The 22,755-nt window shown below is 44.2% G+C and carries 21 protein-coding genes; 3 read left to right on the top strand and 18 right to left on the bottom strand.

Annotation, left to right across the window (positions count from 1 at the left end; genetic code table 11):
• Positions 1-10: 10 nt before the first annotated feature.
• The 14 genes from hisS to FYJ57_RS16245 form a co-directional block, all read right to left on the bottom strand.
• A complete protein-coding gene (gene hisS, locus FYJ57_RS07725) occupies positions 11-1,267 on the bottom strand; it encodes a histidine--tRNA ligase (RefSeq protein ID WP_118576532.1) in 1,257 nt (418 codons plus the stop codon).
• Positions 1,258-1,839, bottom strand: a complete 582-nt coding sequence (locus tag FYJ57_RS07720; RefSeq protein ID WP_227338431.1) for an HD-GYP domain-containing protein — start codon at positions 1,837-1,839, stop codon at positions 1,258-1,260. Before FYJ57_RS07720 ends, hisS begins: the two co-directional genes overlap by 10 nt.
• A gap of 29 nt (positions 1,840-1,868) precedes the next feature.
• The gene (gene hemZ / locus FYJ57_RS07715) at positions 1,869-3,368 is read right to left on the bottom strand and encodes a coproporphyrinogen dehydrogenase HemZ (RefSeq protein ID WP_154432247.1); all 1,500 of its coding nucleotides are present in this window, start codon (positions 3,366-3,368) and stop codon (positions 1,869-1,871) included.
• Positions 3,340-3,969 carry an MBL fold metallo-hydrolase gene (locus tag FYJ57_RS07710; RefSeq protein ID WP_154432246.1) on the bottom strand — a complete coding sequence of 210 codons (630 nt, stop codon included), beginning with the start codon at positions 3,967-3,969 and terminating at the stop codon, positions 3,340-3,342. Before FYJ57_RS07710 ends, hemZ begins: the two co-directional genes overlap by 29 nt.
• A gap of 21 nt (positions 3,970-3,990) precedes the next feature.
• Complete coding sequence (locus FYJ57_RS07705; RefSeq protein WP_154432245.1) at positions 3,991-6,294, bottom strand: RelA/SpoT family protein; 2,304 nt, start codon at positions 6,292-6,294, stop codon at positions 3,991-3,993.
• A 21-nt stretch (positions 6,295-6,315) separates the two neighbouring features.
• Entirely contained in the window at positions 6,316-6,840 is a 525-nt protein-coding gene (locus FYJ57_RS07700; RefSeq protein ID WP_154432244.1) for an adenine phosphoribosyltransferase, read from the bottom strand.
• Positions 6,841-6,938: 98 nt separating this feature from the next.
• Positions 6,939-8,075, bottom strand: a complete 1,137-nt coding sequence (locus FYJ57_RS07695) for a DUF362 domain-containing protein (protein ID WP_154432243.1) — start codon at positions 8,073-8,075, stop codon at positions 6,939-6,941.
• Between the two features lie 114 nt (positions 8,076-8,189).
• Positions 8,190-9,134, bottom strand: coding sequence for an AEC family transporter (locus tag FYJ57_RS07690; protein WP_154432242.1), 945 nt, complete (start codon positions 9,132-9,134; stop codon positions 8,190-8,192).
• 9 nt (positions 9,135-9,143) lie between these two features.
• Complete coding sequence (locus FYJ57_RS07685) at positions 9,144-10,091, bottom strand: AEC family transporter (RefSeq protein WP_118567773.1); 948 nt, start codon at positions 10,089-10,091, stop codon at positions 9,144-9,146.
• Positions 10,092-10,144: 53 nt separating this feature from the next.
• A complete protein-coding gene (locus FYJ57_RS07680) occupies positions 10,145-11,416 on the bottom strand; it encodes a diaminopimelate decarboxylase (RefSeq protein WP_022172935.1) in 1,272 nt (423 codons plus the stop codon).
• 34 nt (positions 11,417-11,450) lie between these two features.
• A complete protein-coding gene (pyk, locus tag FYJ57_RS07675; protein ID WP_154432241.1) occupies positions 11,451-12,887 on the bottom strand; it encodes a pyruvate kinase in 1,437 nt (478 codons plus the stop codon).
• Between the two features lie 13 nt (positions 12,888-12,900).
• Entirely contained in the window at positions 12,901-13,734 is an 834-nt protein-coding gene (locus FYJ57_RS07670; RefSeq protein ID WP_154432240.1) for a DUF1751 domain-containing protein, read from the bottom strand.
• Positions 13,735-13,817: 83 nt separating this feature from the next.
• Positions 13,818-14,759, bottom strand: coding sequence for a magnesium transporter CorA family protein (locus FYJ57_RS07665; RefSeq protein WP_022172932.1), 942 nt, complete (start codon positions 14,757-14,759; stop codon positions 13,818-13,820).
• Positions 14,735-14,905 carry a DUF6783 domain-containing protein gene (locus tag FYJ57_RS16245; protein WP_328597449.1) on the bottom strand — a complete coding sequence of 57 codons (171 nt, stop codon included), beginning with the start codon at positions 14,903-14,905 and terminating at the stop codon, positions 14,735-14,737. The genes FYJ57_RS07665 and FYJ57_RS16245 overlap by 25 nt, the downstream gene beginning before the upstream one ends.
• Here FYJ57_RS16245 and FYJ57_RS16240 point away from each other — a divergent pair.
• Complete coding sequence (locus FYJ57_RS16240) at positions 14,825-15,220, top strand: DUF6783 domain-containing protein (RefSeq protein WP_328597448.1); 396 nt, start codon at positions 14,825-14,827, stop codon at positions 15,218-15,220. The genes FYJ57_RS16245 and FYJ57_RS16240 overlap by 81 nt on opposite strands.
• Positions 15,221-15,263: 43 nt before the next feature.
• A complete protein-coding gene (gene aroC, locus FYJ57_RS07660) occupies positions 15,264-16,364 on the top strand; it encodes a chorismate synthase (RefSeq protein WP_154432239.1) in 1,101 nt (366 codons plus the stop codon).
• 329 nt (positions 16,365-16,693) lie between these two features.
• On the opposite strand, the gene FYJ57_RS07655 is transcribed toward aroC, so the two are convergent.
• Positions 16,694-17,755 (bottom strand): lactonase family protein, encoded by a 1,062-nt coding sequence (locus FYJ57_RS07655; protein ID WP_154432238.1) that lies wholly within the window; start codon positions 17,753-17,755, stop codon positions 16,694-16,696.
• Positions 17,756-17,926: 171 nt separating this feature from the next.
• Here FYJ57_RS07655 and FYJ57_RS07650 point away from each other — a divergent pair, with 171 nt between their 5' ends.
• On the top strand, positions 17,927-18,862 hold the full coding sequence (locus FYJ57_RS07650) for an RluA family pseudouridine synthase (protein WP_154432237.1): 936 nt from the start codon (positions 17,927-17,929) through the stop codon (positions 18,860-18,862).
• Positions 18,863-18,986: 124 nt separating this feature from the next.
• On the opposite strand, the gene FYJ57_RS07645 is transcribed toward FYJ57_RS07650, so the two are convergent.
• From FYJ57_RS07645 to FYJ57_RS07635, 3 genes are all read right to left on the bottom strand, one after another.
• A complete protein-coding gene (locus tag FYJ57_RS07645) occupies positions 18,987-19,481 on the bottom strand; it encodes a heme-degrading domain-containing protein (RefSeq protein WP_106492721.1) in 495 nt (164 codons plus the stop codon).
• Positions 19,482-19,502: 21 nt separating this feature from the next.
• Positions 19,503-21,563, bottom strand: a complete 2,061-nt coding sequence (gene htpG, locus FYJ57_RS07640; RefSeq protein ID WP_154432236.1) for a molecular chaperone HtpG — start codon at positions 21,561-21,563, stop codon at positions 19,503-19,505.
• Between the two features lie 209 nt (positions 21,564-21,772).
• The gene (locus FYJ57_RS07635) at positions 21,773-22,753 is read right to left on the bottom strand and encodes a LacI family DNA-binding transcriptional regulator (RefSeq protein ID WP_106492723.1); all 981 of its coding nucleotides are present in this window, start codon (positions 22,751-22,753) and stop codon (positions 21,773-21,775) included.
• Positions 22,754-22,755 lie beyond the last annotated feature (2 nt).

Raw genomic sequence — 22,755 nt, 5'->3', positions numbered from 1 at the left:
TTCACACCAATTACATTCTGTCTGCAAAGAATTCTACGATTTCTTCGTATCCCTCTTCTTTGAGCTGTTCCTTCTGGAACTTTTTGTTTTTCTTCATAACCGCAATCGTAACAACAGATCCGTTTTTCCGGTCTTCTTCTGCCTGTTTCAGAACTTTCATCATGCCCTCTGCCGGCATATTTTTCTCAATCAGAAGTGCTTTCTTTGTTCCGATCTGTGGAATCTGGAAACCACGTTCCATCAGCAGCATGATGATGCGCTCGAATCCGATAGAGAATCCGCATGCACAGGTGTTATTTCCTGTGAATTTGCCGATCATCTCATCGTAACGTCCGCCACCGCCGACGCTTCCGCCAAACTCATCCATGGAAATCTCGAAGATCGGTCCGGTATAATAAGACATACCACGTACCAGAGTCGGATCGAACGCAATCTTAAAGTCTGCGGCTTTCACAGCGTCCACACTGTTCATGATCAGTTCCAGACCGTCTGCATATTCCGGTTCCAGCACACCTTCCAGCTTTTCTTTTACATAACGTACACCCTGTACATCATTGGTGATTTCTTCGAACATGGCAAGATATTTATCTACGCAAGCTTTGTCAAATCCTTCTTTTTCCAGTTCTTCCCGGACACCTTCCAGACCGATCTTATCCATCTTGTCAAGAATAATAAATACAGTGTCATAAGATTCCGGTGCAAATCCGCTGTAAGCAGCCATGGCCTTCAGAATTCTTCTGTCGTTGATACGGATGGTAAAGTTCTTAAAATCCAGTTTTCCAAGCAGCGTTGTAGTTGCCAGGATCAGTTCGATTTCTGCCAGATTAGTCGGCTCACCGAGAATATCGATATCGCACTGCATAAACTGACGGTAGCGTCCTCTCTGCGGACGGTCTGCACGCCATACATTTCCCATCTGCAGAGCCTTGAACGGCGACGGCAGTTCGTTGGCATGGTTGGAATAATATCTGGAAAGAGGAAGTGTCAGATCATAACGCAGTCCTCCGTCCACCAGGTCTGCCTCTGTTTCAGCAGTATCCAGTTTCAATTTTTCTCCTCTTTTTAAAATCTTGAAGATCAGTTTCTCGTTTTCTCCACCCTGCTTACTGGACAGGTTTTCAATATGTTCCACGCATGGAGTCTCAATAGATGAGAATCCAAACGTACCGTAAGTTTCCTTTATCAGTCGAATCACATAATCACGAATTGCCATCTCTGCTGGCAGGATGTCTTTCATACCTGTCACAGGTTTTTTCTTTAATGCCATAATGTAATCTCCTTTTCCTTATTCTTATGAATCATTCTTTGAAAGGCAAGAAATACCTTTACATCAAAATCTTTTATCTCTTCGATCATCAGCTGAACCGCCGACTGGCTTTCAAAAGCCTGACGGTACGGCCGGTCTGAAGTCAGTGCCGCATATACATCACAGACACGGATGATACGGGCTCCCAGCGGAATCGCTTCTCCTGAGAGATTATCAGGATAACCGCTGCCATCATAATTTTCATGGTGATGGCGCACTGCAAGAAGAATGGTCTCTTTGTACCCTTCTTTCTTAAGGATCTCATAACTCGCCTGTGCATGAAGTCTGACGTAATGAATTTCCTCCACGATCAGTGGGGCATCCATATCATCCAGATCCCCTGAGACTGCTTCTTTTCCAATATCATGAAGCATCCCCGCCACCGCAAGGTCATGACAGAATTCTTCCGGTTCTCCCAGTTCTTTTGCCACCTGATACGCCAGATTGCTGACCCGCATTCCATGTATCAGCTGTTCATCTAGGCTGTATTGTAACAGATGCTGCCGATTGACATACTTATTCACCGCAATCATCCTTTTCCTCCGCATGTTTCTATTTGGTGTCACCCGTTCAGATATTTCTGTATTCCCACTCTTTTGCGTTCCAGCATCTCATCTATCCGGAGAATATAATTATTCACATCTTTTACATTCTCCACCCGTTCGATCCGGGTTCCATGCTCAAACACAAATTTGGTAGACGCTCCCGCACCCGCCGCAAGAATGGTCTGTTTTTCTTCCATAATCAGTATATTGTATATTCCCGCTTTGTCAACCTCTGCGTAACCTACATTTTCATAATTTCCCGCAATATTCTTCTGACGATACAGATAATACGGACCCATACCCATATTTTCGGCACACTGCTGTGTCATTTCCATGATCTCCTTGCTGTTCTCAAAGGACATTTCTTCGTATTTATCCTTGAACAGGTTCAGTCTCGTCGCCCGTTTCAGTGCCAAGGAATGAATCGTCAGGCTGTCCGGATGCAGTTTTTCTACCTCCTGCAGCGTATGTGCGACTTCTTCTTTTCCCTCGCCCGGAAGACCGATGATCAGATCCATATTGATATTGTCAAATTCCAGTTCTCTTGCCATATGGAAAATGTTGACCGTATCTTCCACTGTATGTTTTCTCCCAATCACATCCAGGGTTTTCTGATTCATGGTCTGTGGATTCACGGAGATTCTTGTCACAGGAAATTCTTTCATCACCTGCAGTTTTTCTCTTGTAATACTGTCCGGTCGTCCGGCTTCCACTGTATATTCTTTTACCCAGGTAAAATCAAACGTTTCCTGAATGTGGGAAAGCAGTCTGCGTAGCTGCTCCGGCTCCAGTGTCGTCGGTGTACCGCCTCCGATATATACCGTTGTCAGCTTTCTTGCTCCCATCTGTTCCCGGATAAAAGTCAGTTCCTTACACAGTGTATCCAGATATTCGTCTACACGTTTTGTCCACCGTTCCAGCGGATGAGAACCAAATGAGCAGTACAGACAGATGCTCGGGCAAAAAGGAATTCCCACATAGAGACTGTATCCGTTTTCATAATCCAGATCCTGTAACAGTGCCTTCTCCCTGTTTGCAATCGTGATCGCCAGGGCAGTTTTTTCATTGCTTACCCCATATGTTTCCCTCATATACCGGGCAATCTCTGTATTTTTCCAGCCTTCTTCCAGAAGTTTCATCGGAATCTTGGTCGGCCGGATTCCGGTGAGGTCTCCCCAGGGAAGCGTTCTTCCGGTCACCTGACAAAGTGCACCATACACCAGACGTTTCAGCACATTTTTCGTTTCCGGACGATCCTTTTCATATTCTACAGCCACCTGTTGTCTGAAAATCTCTGTACCATCTCTTTCCACAGCCAGACAAATCTCCTGACTGCCATAGGCAACCAGGAGAAACATCCCGTACTCTCCCTCTGCTTCTTCCTCTCCCTCATAAAACATCGTGATCTGTGCCTGAGGATAAAAGGCTTTCACCAGAGAATATACATCATATTCAAAATCTTTTTTATTAAATCGAATTGCAATATTATTAAGCAAAAGGATTATACCTCTTTTCATATCCTATTGTTGTTTCTTCGTTATGTCCCGGACAGACTCTTGTTGTCTCCGGAAGTTCTTTTAACAGCCGCTTTACACTCGCCTGCATATCTGTGCCGCTTCCTGTGGGAAAATCGGTTCTTCCCACACTCTGTGCAAATAAGGTATCACCGGAAAACAGAACTTCTTCTTCCGGCAGATAATAACAGCAACTTCCCGCTGTATGTCCCGGTGTATGGAAAACTTCGATGGAAAATCCGGCAAGTTCCAGTTTTTTTCCATCGCAGACCCACTGATCTGCCAGCAGGACATGTGCACTTGCCCAGCTTCCGGACAGATTCTTTATGGAATCTGTAAGCACCTGTTGTTCGGCTGCACATGCGATAATCGGAATACCGTATTCGTCCCGCAGATCATCTGCTGCCAGCATATGATCAAAATGTCCGTGTGTCAGGAGAACCGCCACCGGTATTCCTCCCATTCGGTCAATTTTTTCTTCAATCCGCGCACTCTCATCCGCCGGATCGATGATCAGCAGCTCATTGCTTTCTTTATTTTTGATCAGCCAGGTATTGGTTCCTACCATTCCCAGTACCAGCTGTTCGATCATTGCTTTCTTCATATTTCCGGATTACCCCTTCTGTCAGCCGGTAGTACGTTCAATATCAAGTACGCTCTCTACCTGACGGACCTTTTCTACAATACTGTTCAGTTCTTCCGTACTGTGTACATCAAAAGTCATGGATATCGTCGCACGCCCCTGTTTGCTGGTCCGGCTGTTGATCGTTGTCAGATCGATCTTACGCTCTGTAAAGATCTTCGAGATATCCACCAGCAGACCTGTTCTGTTATTGGCATACACATTGATTTCTGCCGTATAAAGTCCACTGGTCAGATTACTGCCCTGCCACTCCGCATCGATCAGACGCACACGTTCTGATTCAGAAAGATTCATGACGTTTACACAGTCTGTTCTGTGAATCGTAACTCCACGGCCTCTCGTTACAAAACCGACAATCTCATCCCCTGGAATGGGACTGCAGCATTTTGCAAATCGTACCGCTACATCGTCGATACCTTTTACGACGATGCCACCTTTTTCTTTTTTTACGATCGGCAATTTTTCTTTTGCTTCCGCAGCTGCCTCCAGAACTTTCTCATCGGTAATCTCTTTTTTATGTTCTTTCTCATATGCTTCAATCAGCTTATTGAGAATCTGTCCCTCTTTTAAGCCTCCATGTCCCAGCGCGGCAAGTACACTTTCCCAGTCACGGAATCCGTATTTTCGCATCACAGCTTCCAGATATTTCGGCTTGGTCAGTTCTCCCAGTGTTCTGCCTTTTAATTTGGCATAATTTGCAAGCATCTCTTTTCCCTTGAGGATATTATCCTCTTTCCGCTCCTGCTTGAACCACTGATTGATCTTATTTTTTGCCTGTGTGCTCTTTACAATTTTTAACCAGTCACGGCTTGGTCCTTTGGAATTCTGTGATGTGATAATTTCCACACGGTCACCATTTTTGATTTCATATTCGATCGGAACCAGTTTTCCGTTGACTCTGGCTCCAACCATTTTATTTCCCACAGCACTGTGCACACTGTATGCAAAATCTACGGTGCTGGAACCACGTGGAAGGGTTTTCACATCTCCCGCCGGACTGAAACAATAGACATTTTCGTTAAACAGATCCAGATCGCTTTTTAACAGGCTCAGGAACTCTTTATTATCCGACATATCCCGCTGCCATTCAAGAATCTGACGAAGCCAGCTTAACTTTTCTTCTTCCTGCTGTTCTACCGGTTTCTTGCCATCCGAAGCCTCTTTATACTTCCAGTGAGCTGCAATACCATATTCCGCAGTACGATGCATCTCAAATGTTCGAATCTGGATCTCAAAAGGACGTCCTTTCGGTCCGATCAGAGTCGTATGAAGCGACTGATACATATTTGGTTTCGGCATGGCGATGTAATCTTTGAATCTTCCCGGAATCGGTGTATACATTTCGTGGATCACACCGAGGGCAGCATAACAGTCTTTTACCGTATCTACAATGATACGTACCGCAAACAGATCATAAATCTGATCCAGTGTCTTGTCCTGATTGACCATCTTTTTATAGATACTGAAGAAATGCTTTACACGTCCATTGACTTCTGCTTCGATATCTGCCTCTTCCATGCGGGTTTTAACCTCATCCACGATAGACTGCACAAAGGCCTCCCGTTCTCCTTTTCGGAGATTGATCTTTTCCACAAGATCATAATACACTTCCGGTTTCAGATATTTTAAAGAAAGGTCATCCAGTTCAATCTTGATCTTGGAAATACCAAGACGCTGTGCTATCGGCGCATAAATATCCATGGTTTCTCTGGCTTTTTCTTTCTGCTTTGGTGCCGACCAGTACTGTGCGGTACGCATATTATGCAGTCTGTCTGCCAGTTTTACCAGAATCACACGGATATCCTTTGCCATGGCGAGAAACATTTTTCTTAAGTTTTCCGCCTGCACCTCCACCTTGTCCGCAGAATAATTCAGCTGACCCAGTTTAGTAACGCCATCTACCAGAAGTGCTACCTCACTGCCAAATTCACGAGTAAGGTCTTCTGTCGTCATCACCGTATCTTCCACTACATCATGTAAAAGTCCGGCAACAATTGTTTCTTTATCCAACTCCAGATCTGCCAGAATGATCGCCACGCACAGCGGATGAATAATATAAGGTTCCCCAGACTTTCTTTTCTGACCTTCATGTGCTTTAGAAGCAATCTGATAGGCCTTTTTAATCATAGAAATATCGGTGGACGGATGATATTTGCGAATACTGCGGATTAATTCTTCATACAGCTGTTCCGGGCTCGTAAAATCTTTCATACATTTTACATTGGCCTCTACCGCCTCGATCTCCTGCATCCGTTCCTCTTCCGTTTTTATTTTTCCATCTTCCATAGATTCACCGCCTGTTTTTGTTTATTTACCCTCGTAACAGATGACAGATTCCACATTATACTCTTTCAGTCGTTCTCTGCCCTTTAAGCCTGCAAGTTCCATCAAAAATACAATTTTAACGACTTCGCCGCCCAGACGTTCCACCATCTTTGCAGCTGCCTCTATGGTGCCACCGGTAGCAACCAGATCGTCGATCAGAACAACTTTCTGTCCAGGTTTCACAGAATCTTTATGCATCTCGATCGTTGCACTTCCATACTCAAGATCATAATCCTGGGAAATCGTCTCACACGGCAGTTTTCCTTTTTTCCGTATGGGTACAAACGGCTTATGTAAATTATATGCCACCGGCACACCGAAAATAAAACCTCTCGACTCAGTACCTGCAATCACATCCACGTCCACATCCTTGAGTTTTTCCTGAATGGAATCGATTGCCAGCTGCAGTCCGTCTGCGTCCTGCAAGATACTGGTTACATCACGAAAAATAATTCCCGGTTCCGGAAAATCCGGAATACTTCTCACATAATCTTCAAGCTTTTTCATAACAATCTCCCTTCTTTATATGAACTTTATCCCCTTCGGGTAAGCAATATCGACAATTAGCGACTACATTATACCATTAATCACGATTCATCGCAAATTTATTTTACCTGAATCGCTTTGTGTGGACACATTTCCTGACAGCAGAAACACCGGATACATTTATGATAGTTATAAACCGGCGGCTTTCTTCTGCCGTTTTTAAATTGCAGGGCTTTTCCCTCCACCGGACAGGCTTCCACACAGATTCCGCATTTTTTGCACTTGTCTGCTTCTATATACGGTTTTTTCTGAAAATATCGTAAAAAACCGTTATTAAACCGGTTCCACAGATTCCCTCTCTGCTTTTTACGGTCTACATTGAAATCCGGATTTCCGAAACGTTCCACTGCCTCCTGCATCGTGATCTCACCACCTTCAGTTAACAGCCGGATATTTTCTTCCCTCCAGGTACCAAGTCCCATCGTTTCTCCATGTACATTTGTCGGAACCATCTGTGGATCAAGATGTACCAGATGACAATATACACTGTCGATGGCCACCGGATCATTGCCCAGAAGCAGCACTTTCATCTTCATCGGATCTCCGGAAGTCGGTCCGTTTCCATCCATCGCCACGATCCCGTCCATCACGCAAAACCGCGGTTTGATCAGCTGATTCAGATCGATCAGCTGTCTTGCAAAAATGTCTGCATTCGTATATTTGGTATGCCCTTTGGCTTTATGGAGTCCGCTGATGCATCCATACAGATTTTTTACCCCACCGGTTACTCGTTCGAGAGCATGTGTCTTCATCTTACAAAGATTGATCAGCGCATCCGTTTCCTGCACCGGTTTCGCCACAAAGAATTCTTTTGCCGTGTGTCCCTGCGGATAAGATACCGTACTTCCCTCACTAAAATCAACGATCGTGACACCATAATCTTCCAGCATCTGATCCATGCCGGTGCCTTCCATGACTTTCTTCGCTGACCCCACACCGCAGGAATCCCCGCAGCTCAGATGCACATAGCCTTCTTCTTTCAACAGTCTTACGATACCTTTGACCACTGCCGGATGGGTAATGACTGCCCGCTCCACTTCCGTTTTTCGTACCAGATTTGGTTTCAGCAGAATCTTTTCTTCTTTTTTCAGGAAAGTTTCCCATCCCCCTAGTAAAGCTATTCCCTTTTTCAGTGTGCTGTAAACCAGTTCTTCCTCATAACTTTCGCATGAAAGAATCACAACTTCACTTTTCATTCTTTTTGTTCTCCTGTATATGTATTCTATCTGCTTTTTAAGCACTGTTCCTGTCTCCGGCTGTCCCGTTTTCACATATTGTTTCCGCCATCATGTTTACCATATACTTTCTCATCAGATCATTCCCATACTGCGAAGCAGGTACAGCCAGAATGTCAGTGTGAATCCGCTGAAAAATGTCGTCAACATCACAATGCTCGACGCCAGTACCCCCTCATGTCCCATATTTCTTGCCATGACATAAGAACTTACCGTTGTGGCAGAACCAAGCATCACAAGAATGGCGATCAGTTCCTCCTGCCGGAATCCAAGCATCACAGCAACCGGCAGAAATACCACACACCAGACCACCAGTTTCAATACCGTAGCAGTAACCGCCGGTTTGATCTTTCCGAATGCTTTTTTTGCATCGAACGCAGCGCCCATCGCCATCAATCCCAGTGGAGTTGCCAGTTTTCCCAGATTATCTACTGTCTTGATAAGAATCGGCGGACAGGGAAGTTTGCATCCTGACCAGATCACCCCTGCAAGGATTCCAAGAATAATCGGATTGGTTGCAATCCCTTTTAAAGTCTTCTTTATCAGTGTTCCGTCCAGCCTCTCTCTCTCCGGTTTCAGAAAAGCCAGTACCACAACGGCCATCACATTATAAATCGGCACCGAAGCAATGATCATCAATGGCGCCATGCCTGATGTTCCATATATATTCTGGATAAATGCAATACCAAGGATTGCAGCGCTGCTCCGGTAAGCCCCCTGAACAAATTCTCCCTGGATACTTTTGTCTTTCCACAGACAGGAAATCAAAATCGAGATCACGATACAGATAATCGTTGTCAGTGCACAGTATGCCACAAAGGTACCGTTCCACACGTCCCGAAAGTTTGCCTGGGAAAGATCGGAAAACAACAGGGCCGGCAGTGCCGCCTGAAAAACAAACTTATTCGCTTTATTGGTAAATTCTTCATCCATCAGCCCCACTTTCCGGAAGACAAATCCCAGGATCATCGTAAAAAAGATTGGCACTGTGGCATTCAGACTGAATATCAGATTCTCCATGTTACACTCCTACACCAGACCGAAGCAACGCAGCACATACAGCCATGCTGTCATAGTAAAAGCACTTCCCAGCGTAGTAAGCATGACCACACTCGAGGTAAGCGTTCCTTCATGTCCCATATTTTTTGCCATAATAAAACAACTGACTGCGGAAGAAGAACCTGCCACTACAAGTGCTCCTACCATCTGTTCGTTTCGTAATCCGCTCAGGGCTGCAAGCGGCAGGGCAATCATGGCAATTCCTGCCAGTCGCAAAAACGTTGCACCAAGTGCCGGCCGGATCTGACCGATTGCTTTCTCTCCCTCAAAGGAGCCACCCATCGCCATGAGACCAAGCGGTGTGGCCAGACTGGTCAGATTGTGCACTGTCTTGCTGACGATCGTCACCTGTGGCACATGGCAGACAGACAGAAGCATTCCTCCGGCGATACCGAGAATGATCGGATTGGTCAGAATTCCTTTTACAGTCTCTTTTGCCAGATTTCCTGCTGCCTTCTTTTCCCCATCCGGTTTCATAAAAAGCAAAATGATCACAGCCAGAATATTATTAAACGGGACATTTCCAATCAGCATCAGAGAAGCCATATCGGATTTTCCGTAAATATTACTGATAAATGCGATTCCCAGCAGTGCAGAATTACTTCGAAACGCCGCCTGAGCAAACTCTCCACGGATATTCTCATCCTTCACCAGTCTGGAACACAGGACACTGACCAGTCCGCCGCCAATCGTAATAGCCGCACAGAAGCCGACAAATTTTCCGTCCCACAGTGTCTGAAAGTCTGCACTCCAGAGATCTTCCAGCAGCAGCAGAGGCAACGCCGCCCGGAAGACAAATCGGTTGATTTTCTTTATAAAACTTTCATCCAGCAGTCCGATCTTACGAAATCCATATCCCAGAAGCATTGTAAAAAAGATCGGCAGCGTGGCATTTAAACAAAAGAACAGATTTTCCATAAGTATGTAAAAGGAGCCATAGCACGATCACTCATGCGACAGCTCCTGTCTCCTTATTCAAAAATTTTATTATAAATCGGGAAACAATCCAGTGTTGCAAAATAGTCTCTTGGAGTCTCTGCCCGGCGGATCATCTCAAAACTGCCGTCTTCTTTCAGCAGGATTTCCGCTGATTTCAGTTTGCCGTTATAATTGTAACCCATCGCATAACCATGTGCACCAGTGTCATGGATTACCAGATAATCTCCCATATCGATCTTCGGAAGCATCCGGTCGATGGCAAATTTATCATTATTTTCACAAAGAGATCCTGTGATATCATACTTATGATCACATGGCTGATCTTCTTTTCCCATGACCGTAATGTGATGATATGCTCCGTACATTGCAGGACGCATCAGATTTACTGCGCAGGCATCACAGCCAATATACTCTTTATATGTGTGTTTTTCATGAATCGCTTTTGTAACCAGGCATCCATAAGGTCCTGTCATAAAACGTCCCATCTCCGTATACAGTGCCACGTCACCCATTCCTGCCGGAACCAGCACTTCTTCGTATACTTTCCGCACTCCTTCTCCGATTACACGAATATCATTCGGCTCCTGATCCGGCTTGTAAGGAATTCCCACACCACCGGAAAGATTGATAAATTCAATATCAGCCCCTGTCTCTTTTTCCAGTTTTACAGCAACTTCAAACAATACTTTTGCCAGCATCGGATAGTACTCATTGGTTACAGTGTTGCTTGCCAGGAATGCATGAATACCGAATTTCTTTGCTCCTTTTGCTTTCAGGATCTTAAATGCTTCAAAGAGCTGTTCTGTGGTCATACCGTATTTTGCATCTCCCGGGTTATCCATGATATCATTGCTGATTTTAAAGAGTCCACCCGGATTGTAACGGCAGCTGATGGTCTCCGGAATATATCCGATAGCTTTTTCCAGAAAATCAATATGGGTAATATCATCCAGGTTGATGATTGCTCCCAGTTTTGCTGCATACTGATATTCCTCTGCCGGTGTGGCATTGGAAGAGAACATAATATCAGCTCCCTTGCATCCCATCGCCTTAGAAAGCATCAGTTCGGTCATGGAGGAACAGTCACATCCACATCCATATTCTTTCATGATCTGAATCAGTGTCGGGTTCGGGCATGCTTTCACCGCAAAGTACTCTCTGTACCCTTTGTTCCATGCGAAAGCTTCTTTTACTGCTTTTGCATTGTCCCGGATACCTTTTTCATCATACAGATGATAAGGGGTTGGAAATTTTGCGGTAATCTCATCCAGCTGTTCCTTAGTTACAAATGGTTTCTTGTTCATTTTTTCATAATCTCCTCTGTTGTGTTCTGTTACATTATTTTGCCTGAATAACCTGCATGATATTGGTCACTGCACCTTCCCCGTTTACCATATTGGTAGCCGGATCTCCTGCGGTAAATACCACAATGTCACCTTTTTTCACCAGATTTTCTCTTCTCACAATATACATGGCATGTGAAATGATATTCTCTGTGGAATCTTCTTCATAACCTGCTACGGAAGTGACTCCCCAGTAGATCTGCATCTTTCTTCTGGCCCACTCATTCGGACTTACGGCATAAATCGGCACTTTCGGTCTGAAGTTAGAGATCAGACGGGCGGTCTGTCCGGAAATCGTAGGTGTTACTATACAGTCTGCTCCCAGATTTTCTGTGGTCTGTACTGCTGCCACACCAACCGCACTGGAAACATTTTTATTACCCCGCAGCGCACGGTAGTCCAAAAAACGTTTGTGTGTCATATACGGCTCGGTAGATTCCGCGATTTTCACCATCATCTGTACCGCCTGTTCCGGATATTTTCCCATTGCGGTCTCACCGGATAACATGATGGAATCAGTTCCATCGTAGATGGCATTTGCAACGTCAGTTACCTCTGCTCTGGTCGGGCGTGGTGCACGCATCATGGAGTCGAGCATCTGTGTGGCAGTGATAACCGGTTTGTAGGATTCGTTACATTTGCGGATGATCATTTTCTGGATATGTGGAACCTTATGTGCCGGGATTTCCACACCCAGATCGCCTCTGGCAACCATCACGCCGTCCGCAGCTTTAATGATCTTGTCGATATTATGTACGCCCTCTGCATTTTCAATCTTGGCGATAACATCGATCCGCTCTCCACCGTTTGCACGAAGCAGTTCTTTAATCTCTTTGATTGCTTCTGCATTTCTTACGAAAGAAGCAGCGACAAAGTCAATTCCCTGTTCGATACCGAACAGAATATCTTTCTTATCCTGCTCAGTGATCGCCGGAAGTTTAACTTCTACATTCGGAACATTGATTCCTTTTTTCTGACCCAGTTCTCCACCATTGACAACCCGACAGACTACATCGGTATCTGTTACGTTCTCAACAGTCAGCTGAATCAGTCCGTCATCGATCAGGATCGTATCTCCCACTTTTACATCCTTCGGGAGATTTTTATAGGTCTGACTGCAACGAGTGTTATTTCCCTCTATCTGTTCCGTTGTCAGTGTAAACCGGCTTCCTTCTTCCAGATATACTTTCTGTCCGCCTTCCAGAATACCGGTGCGGATCTCCGGTCCTTTGGTGTCCAGTAATATAGCGATAGGCAACTTCAGTTCTTTTCGTACTTTTTTTAACAGATCCATTCTGATTTTCTGTTCTTCATGATCTCCGTGAGAAAAATTGAATCTGGCGACATCCATACCTGCTTTAACCAGTTTTCGCATCATCTCTTCGTCATCCGTGTTCGGTCCCATAGTGCAGATAATTTTCGTTTTTTTCATAAAGTATGCCTCCCTATCTTATGTGCGTATGTGTAAACAGATGGTCCTGGCAATACTCATAATTGCCGTTACACTTGGAACAGAAACGGAATTCCAGATGCTCTCCGTCTTTTTCTGTTCTTCCACAGATTGCACATTTATGTTTAGTGATTCCCTTGTTGTTTACCTGGCTTCGATGAACCGCTCTTTGAAATTCTTTTCTTCTGTGAATCTCTCTCGGATTATACCGGCTCATATTTCGTGTCATGAAAAAAAATATAATAAAGTTCATCAAAGAACAGATAATCGCAACTCTTACCGCCCATCCGGACTGAATCATCTCTGCCAGAATCATCAACACATAAGCGACACCAAGCCATTTGATTTTTAATGGAATGATCATCATAAACAGCACCTGGTTATCCGGATAGGTTGCCGCATAAGCCAGGAAGATAGACATGCTGATATAATACGTGCTGAACAGTCCTCCAAATAAAACATTGCCGCCCAGTACAAAATTCAGGATAAATGCTCCGATGATTGTCATCAGAATACCTGAGAAGATGTATACATTATAGCGAAACGCTCCCCAGGTTCTCTCCAGAGAAGTTCCGATAGAGTAGTAAAACATCAATGTGATCAATATAAAGAAAATATTCTGTGTAGACGGTGGAATCAGCAGCCAGCTGACAATCCTCCATACCTGTCCGCGCAGGATCATGGCCGGTTCCAGTGTCATGTAGGTAAGTACCTGTGGAGTTATCATATACAACAGATATCCTGCCGCATAAGTCAGTACGATATACAAAGATAAATTGGTCAGTGCATATCTGCCGAATCTTCGCTCCATTTTATTCAAAAAATTCATATTTTTCTCCTTTTTAAGATGTTAGTCAAAAAGTATTTTGACCCCATTGATTTCTGATTATTCCATACTTCGTACTCTCACAATCAGAATAAGTCTTTTTTGCGGAAAACTATAGCTACCAGGATACTGAACACCAGAGAAAGCAGAATCACCATGAGAAATCCCATCGGATTATCCGCAAAAGGCATACCGACAGACTTTAAGTTCATACCATATGCACTGAAGATCATCGTCGGAATCGACATAACGATCGTCACTGTTGCCAGGAACTTCATAACAATATTCAGATTATTAGAAATAATTGAAGCGAATGCTTCTGTTGTTCCACTTAAGATACCACTGTAGATATTTGTCATCTCGATAGCCTGTTTATTCTCGATAATAACATCTTCGAGCAATTCTGTATCTTCCGGATACTGCTTGATATTTTCCACTTTTAACAGTTTTTCCAGAACCACTTCATTTGACCTCAGGGATGTAGTAAAGTACACCAGAGATTTCTGCAGCTCCAGCAGTTCTATCAGTTCCTGATTTCTCTGCGATTTGTGCAGTTTCTGTTCTACTTCATCACTCTTTTTGTCGATGATTCGCAGATAATGCAGATACAAAGATGCGTTGCGGTACAGAATCTGCAGGATAAAACGTGTTCTCTTATATGTGAAGAAATTCCGTACCCTTCCATCCATGAAAGAACTTAATACCGGGGTATCTTCCAGGCATACTGTGAAGATCTTATCGTCTGTCACCACAATACCCATAGGGATTGTTCCATACCATTCTTTGTCATTTCGTTCTTCGATCATAGGAATATCTACCAGAATCAGTGTGTAATGATCTTCCACTTCGATACGGGAACGTTCTTCCTCATCCAGAGGTGCCCGCAGATGATCCACGTCGATATCATATTTTTCTGCTATTTCCACAATCTCTGTGGCTGTCGGATCGATCAGTGCGATCCAGCTTCCCTCCTGTGCCTCATTGATCTGATGTACATTATTATCTATGGTTCTGAAAATCTTAACCATGTTATAAATCTCCCTTCTGTATGTTTGCCACTGCCAGAACGTGTCTGAAAAAGGCTTTTCGTGAGCTGCGAGTTCCAGTTTGTGGGAGATTTTATCCGAATGAGGGCGGCGTAGCGGGCTACGGCAACCGAATGAGGGTAAAATATACCACAAAGTGGGGCTTGCAGATTTCGGAAATGATTTTTCAGACACGCTCTAAGACACAGAAAGTACTTCCGGTCCTATGGGCGACATATCCAGATATTTTGTTTTATCCGCTCGAGGATCAGGCCCGGCTTCCATTTATAACACTTCCTTTCCTAATTTTACATTTGCTCAAAAAGCAGTTTTCAGAGCACTCACTTTGCCATGATAAAATGCCAAAATTTAAGTTCATTATAAAGCCGTCAACTACTGTTTGTCAATTTCTTTACAAATTTTCTTCCCTGATATATAATAGCGAAAGATGCTTATTTTTCTAAGATTCTATTGATAATTTTTTAACCATTATAATAAGGAGAGTTTATGGCTGGATCATCTTTTGGTAGCATTTTTCGTATTACCACCTGGGGCGAATCCCATGGTGCCGGACTGGGTGTCGTAGTAGACGGTTGCCCGGCCGGTCTTCCTTTATGTGAGGAAGATATTCAGATTTTTTTAAACCGTAGGAAACCGGGGCAGAGCAAATTTGCCACACCTCGAAAGGAAGACGATACCGTGGAGATTCTGTCCGGTGTTTTTGAAGGCAAAACCACCGGAACACCAATTTCCATGCTGGTAAGAAATACTTCCCAGCGTTCCCGTGATTATTCGGAAATCGCTTCCTATTACCGTCCAGGACATGCCGACTACACTTTTGATGAAAAATACGGTTTCCGTGACTACCGGGGAGGTGGACGTTCCTCCGGTCGGGAAACCATTGGCCGTGTGGCGGCCGGAGCTGTCGCATCCAAACTGCTTGCCACACTTGGCATTTCCCTGACTACCTATACCCGTTCTATCGGACCCGTAACCATCAAGACCTTTGACAGGACACAGATTGACCAGAATAAGCTGTATATGCCTGATGCGGATGCTGCCGCTGAAGCTTCCGCATATCTGCTACACTGTATGAAAGAGCAAAACTCCTCCGGTGGCATAGTGGAATGCATCGTAAATGGTCTTCCGACCGGCCTTGGTGATCCGGTTTTCGAAAAACTGGATGCTAATCTTGGAAAAGCAATTCTCTCCATTGGTGCTGTAAAAGCTTTTGAGATCGGTGACGGTATGGCAGTAGCATCCGCTACCGGTCGTTCCAACAACGATCCGTTCCTTCCTGGTGAAAACGGAGCCATCCGGAAAGCCAGCAATCACGCCGGAGGAGTTCTTGGCGGAATCAGCGATGGCAGTCCCCTGATTCTTCGAGCCGCTATCAAACCCACACCGTCCATCGCCTCCTTCCAGGACACCGTAAATAAACAGGGTAAACCAATCTCTGTCTCCATCAAAGGCCGCCACGACCCCATCATTGTTCCCCGTGCCGTAGTAGTCGTAGAATCCATGACGGCCCTTGTCCTCGCCGACGCGCTCCTGCTTAATATGACTGCAACGATGGACAACGTAAAAAAAATCTATACCGACAAATAAAAAACATCAGTAACTGTTCAGTACCTTCACAGTTACGAGCAAAAATGCCATCACCTTCGGTGATGGCATTTTTGCTTGTATGTCTCGGGATTTTGGCATATTTATGCCAAAACACCTCGCTGGATAATGGCTACTGAATAGTTGCAAACATCACAAAAAAGCTGCAACAGCATCAGAAATCCATTTTCTCTTGCCTTGCAGCTTTTTTCTATTGAAAACTTTCCCCACACACCCACCCCTCTCTCCTTTGAAAAAACAGCAACAAGCTCCGGATTCCCTTTGCAGCAAAGAAAATCCGGAGCCTGTTGCGTCCCCTTTTTCAACCAATCTTACTCTACTTCAATATTTGTCATCAAAATACAGTTCGGCGTCTCCACCTTCATCGGTTTCCCTTTCATCACGATCAGTTTCTTCTCATAATCAACCGCAAACGTCGTAATACTGTTGGATTCATGATTCACAACCGCCAGATGCTTTCCGTCCGGGAACAATGCAATATCCTTCGGATACTCCCCACTGATCGGTAACGCAAACTCTTTCGTCAGCGTACCTTCTTCCTGATCAATCGAGAACATTGCCACCGAATTATCTCCCGCTGTGGAAGTAAACAGATACTTTCCGTCCGGAGATATCGTCATAGCAGCTCCGCAGTCATGCATCGGATCCAGCTGATCGGACAGCGGTTCTACTAACTGAATCAGTTCAAATTCCGGTCCCTTATCAGTATCCTTATATGTGAATACTCCTACTTTATTAATTAATTCGAACAGAATGTACGCATATTTGCCGTCTTTACTAAACACGATCTCTCTCGGTCCGGATTCTCTCTTGCATCGAAGAATATCCACCAGTTCCATGCGGTTTCTTGTTGTATTGATCCGGTAAATCTTTACCTGATCGATTCCGTTATCTACCGCACATACATATTTTCCTTCCGGTGTTGTCTTCACACAGCTGACATGTGGACGGAAGTTACGTTCTGCAACACTTCCGACTCCTTTGTGGAACACGCCGTCGAAAACCTGACCCAGACGGCCATCCTGGTGTGTATGTACTGCTGTGATCTTGCCATCATGATATCCGGCAACAAACAGATATTTTCCTGTATCGTCCACGCACAGGTAACAACCTCTCATACCATCAATACCCACCTTATTGATCAGTTCCAGATCACCATCCGGTTTGATCTCAAACACTGCCACGCCTTCATCTGCAATCGAATACAGATACTTGCCGTTTTTCGATTTTACCACATAAGATGAATTGTTTACCGGCACTACTTTTCGCTCACTCAGTGTACCTTCTTCCACATCCACGTCATACAAATGAATTCCAATACTGCTTCCATGTGTATAAGTTCCAACATATGCAATGTATTTTTCTTTTTCCATGATGTTTTTTCCTTTCTTTGCAATATTTGTGTATTTTTTAATATCTGTTGATTATTTTATCATATTTCAGACTATTTCACAATTCTTTCTTGAGGAACTTGCGAATTGTCTTCTTTCTATGATACACTCTCTGTATAATTTCGAATACAATATTCAAAAAGGAATCCACATATGAAACGAATATTCTCTTATACAATAACTGCACAGGACAGTGATCAGCGCATCTATGATTTTCTGCGTCATCACGGCTATTCCCGGCACATCCGCACCTGGCTCAAGCAGCATCCCGGTTCTGTCCGTCTGAACGGCAGGGAAGCACTCTTTTATTTTCCGCTCAAAACCGGTGATCTGCTGGAAATCACACTCGAGGAAGAACAGCCCTCGGAAAATATCATTCCAGTCTGCCTGCCGCTCCACATTATCTATGAAGACGAAGATCTGATGGTCATCGATAAACCGGCAGATATGCCGGTACATCCTTCCATCGGCAATTATGAAAATACTCTGGCAAATGCAGTTGCCTGGTACTTCCAGCAACAAAATATCCCCTTTGTCTTCCGCTGTATCAACCGTCTGGACCGCGACACCACCGGACTCCTGATTCTCGCCAAAAATATGCTGAGTGGTGCCATTCTTTCCGATCAGATGAAAAAACGCGAGATTCACCGTATCTATCTTGCCATCACAGAGGGAAAGACCGATCCCGCCGGTACCATCAACCGTCCGATCGGACGCGTAGATCAGTCTCTGATCTTACGGCAGGTTGATCCTGACAAAGGAGATCCCGCCTGTACTCATTATCTGCAAAAATGCTGGCATCCGAAAACCTTTTACCCGGCAACTCTTTCTGTTCCACAGGATGGTCTTTCTCTGGTGCAGTTGCAGCTGGAAACCGGACGTACCCATCAGATCCGTGTGCATATGACTTCCATCGGACATCCTCTGATCGGAGATACTCTGTACAATCCGGAAACTGCCCTGCTGGCTCGTCAGGCACTACACTCTTATCGGCTGGCATTTACCCACCCTGTCACCGGAGTTCCCCTGGAGTTTACTTCATCCCTCCCTGCAGACATGGCAGAATTTTTCCCGGAATATCATGCGTAAGTATTTTTATGATGTCGTAGTCAGAAGATACAAAAAAGATCTGAGAAATGCTTTTTCACATTTTTCAGATCTTTTTATTTTTCACATGATATTTCTGTTTATCCGACAGAATTTCCCTGTTTTCCTACATTGCGCGAATCCGCGGTACCTCTGCCACATGCAGATATTTGCTGATACATTTTACCAGCAGATCATGCTCGGATACATGATCCAGACCGGTGATTGCAATCGTTCCGATCACACCCACTTCTTCTACACGAATCGGGAATCCGCCTCCACAGGCCGCATACTCTTTCTCATCAAGAAATCTGTCTGCCAGGCTTTCTCCCCTCTCCCTCAGATCCATATACATCCGCAGACTGCTTTTTTCGGTAAGCCGCACCGTGTTCTCTTTTCTTGTCAGCCACTGTTCATGATACAGATTGGTACCATCCATACCATACTGGAATACGGTATAGCCGTTGTTTAAGCGAATCCGTACCAGTACTGCCGCACCTCGTTTTGCTGCCTCTGCCACGATCAGATTGCCCAGTTCCCATGCATCTGCATTGGTAAAACTGGAAAACTGAAGGATTTCTTCCTGCATCTGTAATACACTGCTTAATTCTTCAATCGTCATACCACTACCTCCGGCATCTTTTTATTTTGCCAATGCCAGCAGAATCTGGTTACTTCTTGCGATGAACTGTGTCATTTCATCCGGACTCAGCTGTTTGTGAGCCATCATTGCCAGATCATACAGCTGCTGACATATTAACGGAACATTTTTATCGTCCTCTTTGTGTGCAGCCACATATTTTACCAGCGGATGATTTGCATTCAGAACCAGTGTAGCTCCGTTAGCACCGCCGAACATATTGGCATCCATACCATACATCTTCATCATATCCTGCATCCGGCGGCTTTCTTCGGACAGAGTTATCATAGAAGAAATACTTTCATTTTTCAGTTTTTCCACTTTCACATCCAGTTGTTCATTGTTCAGTGCTTTTTTGAAGGTTGCTGTCAGCTCATCGGTCATTTCTTTCAGATCTGTGCCATCTTCTTTGAAGTCTTCCGTCAGATCTGCATCGATACGCTGGAATTTTACATTTTCATGTTTCTGTTCTACATGGGTAATAAAAGCAGTATCAATATTATGTTTCAGAATTACTGCATCCATACCCTGTTCTTTAAACATATTGATGTACTGGCTCTGCTGTATTTCGTCAGATACATAATAAACTGTTGTTTTTTCCGTCTCCTTCTCTTCTGCCTGTTCTCCGTCTTTTTTCTCTTCTTCCGGTTTCCCGGCCTCTGCTGTTTCTGCTTCCGGTTTTTTATTTTCTTCGATGCAGTCTTTCAGTGTCAGATATTTGCCATCCAGATTTTTAAACAGGATATAATTATCCATCTTATCAGAGAATTTTGCATCTTTGATGCATCCGAATTTGATAAACGGGCTGATGTCATCCCAGTATTTCTCATAATCTTCTCTGGCTGTCTTGCACATACCGGTCAGTTTGTCAGCAACTTTCTTGCTGATATAATCAGAGATTTTTTTGACAAATCCATCGTTCTGCAGTGCGCTTCGAGATACGTTCAATGGCAGATCCGGACAGTCGATCACACCTTTTAACAGCATCAGGAATTCAGGAATCACTTCTTTGATGTTATCCGCAATAAATACCTGATTGTTATACAGTTTGATGGTTCCCTCGATGGAATCATATTCGGTGTTGATCTTAGGAAAATACAGGATACCTTTTAAGTTAAACGGATAATCCATGTTCAGATGAATCCAGAACAGCGGCTCCTTATAATCCATAAATACTTTCCGGTAAAATGTCTTGTAATCTTCATCAGTACACTCATTCGGATGTTTCATCCACAGTGGATGAATATCACTGATGGATACCGGACGTTTATTGATCTTTACTTTTTCTTTTGCGGGAGAAATTTCTACAACTTCTTTCTCTCCGTTTTCATTTTCTTTTTCTTCGGTCTTTGCATCTTCATGAATATGTTCTACAACCACATCATCGTCACGCAGATCTGCTTCGTCAATGGTTTCATATTCCTGTTCTGCATTCTCGTTGGAAAGGAAAATCTCAGTCGGCATGAAAGAACAATATTTTTCCAATACCTCACGAACTCTGTATTCGTTGGCAAATTCCAGATTGTCCTCGTTTAAGAACAGAGTGATCTCTGTACCGACGGTTGCCTTGTCACCATCCTGCATATCGTACTCGGAACCGCCGTCGCACTCCCAGTGTACCGGTGTTGCCCCTTCTTTATATGATAAGGTATCAATATGAACCTCATCCGCTACCATAAATGCTGAATAGAATCCCAGACCAAAATGTCCGATGATCTGATCATCATTTGTTTTATCTTTGTACTGCTCCAGGAACTTGGTTGCTCCGGAAAAAGCAATCTGTGTAATATACTCTTCTACTTCATCGGCTGTCATACCAAGACCGGTATCGATAAATTTCAGGGTTTTCTTTTCCGGATTGACGATCACATCGATTTTATTTTTGTAATCATCCGGGAAAGTGTATTCTCCCATCATCTCCAGTTTCTTTAATTTTGTGATTGCATCACAGCCGTTGGATACCAGCTCACGAACGAAAATATCGTGGTCGGAATACAGCCATTTCTTTATGATTGGAAAAATATTGTCACTGTTAATTGAAAGATTTCCATGTTTTGCTCCCATGGTTATACACACTCCTTTTCCTGCAGAAAACCTGTCATCCGTCTTTTTCTGTGCTCCTGTTCTCTGCTTTTTTCTTTGAAAGATCAAATTCTTTCACTGACTTTAATACTAATACCAAATATTCCAAATGTCAAGAAAAAATTAGCACTCATTTCTAATGAGTGCTAATAATTTTACGGATTTCTATTTGTTTGTTGCTTAAACAACATCTATATTGTTTTTTGTCTGATAACCTCATATTTCAGCATCCGCGATTCCTGCTGTCTCCTCTTTTTCTCCATCAGATCCAGCAACAGATCTGCCGCTTCCCTTCCGCTGGTATGATAATGATAATGTACCGTTGTCAGTCTCGGACACAAAAGATCCGCAATAGCTCCGTGTCCCATACCGGCAACTTTCATCTCTCCAGGCACTGTGATTCCCCGCTCAGAAAGGCAGGACAATACACCTGCAGCAATCATATCTGTCGCACATAACACGCCATCCGGCCTTTTCCCGTCAGCAAGCATCTCTGTCATTGCCTGATATCCACCCTGTGCGGAAAACGCAGCCACCCGATACGGAACTTCATCCATATGCAGGCCTGACTTTTCCAGTGCATGGCAGGCCCCGCGGTAACGGTTCTCTCCTGCTGCCTTATCCCGCCGGTCCACACCAATATATGCCGGCCGCCTGCACCCGCTTTTTAACAGCTCTTCCATCATGGCACACGCCGCTCCTTCATCATCATGGTAAATGCATGGATATTTTTCACTTTTCTGTCCAAGAATCACCACCGGAACACCCATATGCTCCAGTGCTTTCTCATGTCGTTTTGTCAGTACTGAAGCGACAAAAATCAATCCATCCACCTGACTTTGTTCAAAGGTTTCCAGAATCCCGATTTCTTTTTCCAGACTCAGATTTGAATTCATCAGCAATACGTGATAATTCTTCTGATCCATACGTTCTGAGATGCCTGATAATATCTTCGGCACCGACTCTGAATCGATCTGTGGAACCAGAACACCGATCCGGTTGCTCTTTTTCGTCCTCATCGTTCTGGCATATTCCGACGGCCGGTACTTGGTCTCCCGAATCACCCTTTCGATTCGCTGACGTTTTTCCTGACTGAGACTCCCGTCATTTAAATAACGGGAAACTGCTGCACTTGAAACACCTGCCAGTTTTGCAATTTCACTGATCGTCATAC

The organism is Oliverpabstia intestinalis, from assembly GCF_009696065.1.
In the GTDB taxonomy this organism is placed as follows: domain Bacteria; phylum Bacillota; class Clostridia; order Lachnospirales; family Lachnospiraceae; genus Oliverpabstia; species Oliverpabstia intestinalis.
This window is presented reverse-complemented; position numbering and strand designations above follow the sequence as displayed.

Bases quoted from the DNA above. Each gene is read 5' to 3' on its own strand.
- hisS (WP_118576532.1), bottom strand. From the start codon at position 1,267: ATGGCATTAAAGAAAAAACCTGTGACAGGTATGAAAGACATCCTGCCA.
- FYJ57_RS07720 (WP_227338431.1), bottom strand. From the start codon at position 1,839: ATGATTGCGGTGAATAAGTATGTCAATCGGCAGCATCTGTTACAATAC.
- hemZ (WP_154432247.1), bottom strand. From the start codon at position 3,368: ATGAAAAGAGGTATAATCCTTTTGCTTAATAATATTGCAATTCGATTT.
- FYJ57_RS07710 (WP_154432246.1), bottom strand. From the start codon at position 3,969: ATGAAGAAAGCAATGATCGAACAGCTGGTACTGGGAATGGTAGGAACC.
- FYJ57_RS07705 (WP_154432245.1), bottom strand. From the start codon at position 6,294: ATGGAAGATGGAAAAATAAAAACGGAAGAGGAACGGATGCAGGAGATC.
- FYJ57_RS07700 (WP_154432244.1), bottom strand. From the start codon at position 6,840: ATGAAAAAGCTTGAAGATTATGTGAGAAGTATTCCGGATTTTCCGGAA.
- FYJ57_RS07695 (WP_154432243.1), bottom strand. From the start codon at position 8,075: ATGAAAAGTGAAGTTGTGATTCTTTCATGCGAAAGTTATGAGGAAGAA.
- FYJ57_RS07690 (WP_154432242.1), bottom strand. From the start codon at position 9,134: ATGGAGAATCTGATATTCAGTCTGAATGCCACAGTGCCAATCTTTTTT.
- FYJ57_RS07685 (WP_118567773.1), bottom strand. From the start codon at position 10,091: ATGGAAAATCTGTTCTTTTGTTTAAATGCCACGCTGCCGATCTTTTTT.
- FYJ57_RS07680 (WP_022172935.1), bottom strand. From the start codon at position 11,416: ATGAACAAGAAACCATTTGTAACTAAGGAACAGCTGGATGAGATTACC.
- pyk (WP_154432241.1), bottom strand. From the start codon at position 12,887: ATGAAAAAAACGAAAATTATCTGCACTATGGGACCGAACACGGATGAC.
- FYJ57_RS07670 (WP_154432240.1), bottom strand. From the start codon at position 13,734: ATGAATTTTTTGAATAAAATGGAGCGAAGATTCGGCAGATATGCACTG.
- FYJ57_RS07665 (WP_022172932.1), bottom strand. From the start codon at position 14,759: ATGGTTAAGATTTTCAGAACCATAGATAATAATGTACATCAGATCAAT.
- aroC (WP_154432239.1), top strand. From the start codon at position 15,264: ATGGCTGGATCATCTTTTGGTAGCATTTTTCGTATTACCACCTGGGGC.
- FYJ57_RS07655 (WP_154432238.1), bottom strand. From the start codon at position 17,755: ATGGAAAAAGAAAAATACATTGCATATGTTGGAACTTATACACATGGA.
- FYJ57_RS07650 (WP_154432237.1), top strand. From the start codon at position 17,927: ATGAAACGAATATTCTCTTATACAATAACTGCACAGGACAGTGATCAG.
- FYJ57_RS07645 (WP_106492721.1), bottom strand. From the start codon at position 19,481: ATGACGATTGAAGAATTAAGCAGTGTATTACAGATGCAGGAAGAAATC.
- htpG (WP_154432236.1), bottom strand. From the start codon at position 21,563: ATGGGAGCAAAACATGGAAATCTTTCAATTAACAGTGACAATATTTTT.
- FYJ57_RS07635 (WP_106492723.1), bottom strand. From the start codon at position 22,753: ATGACGATCAGTGAAATTGCAAAACTGGCAGGTGTTTCAAGTGCAGCA.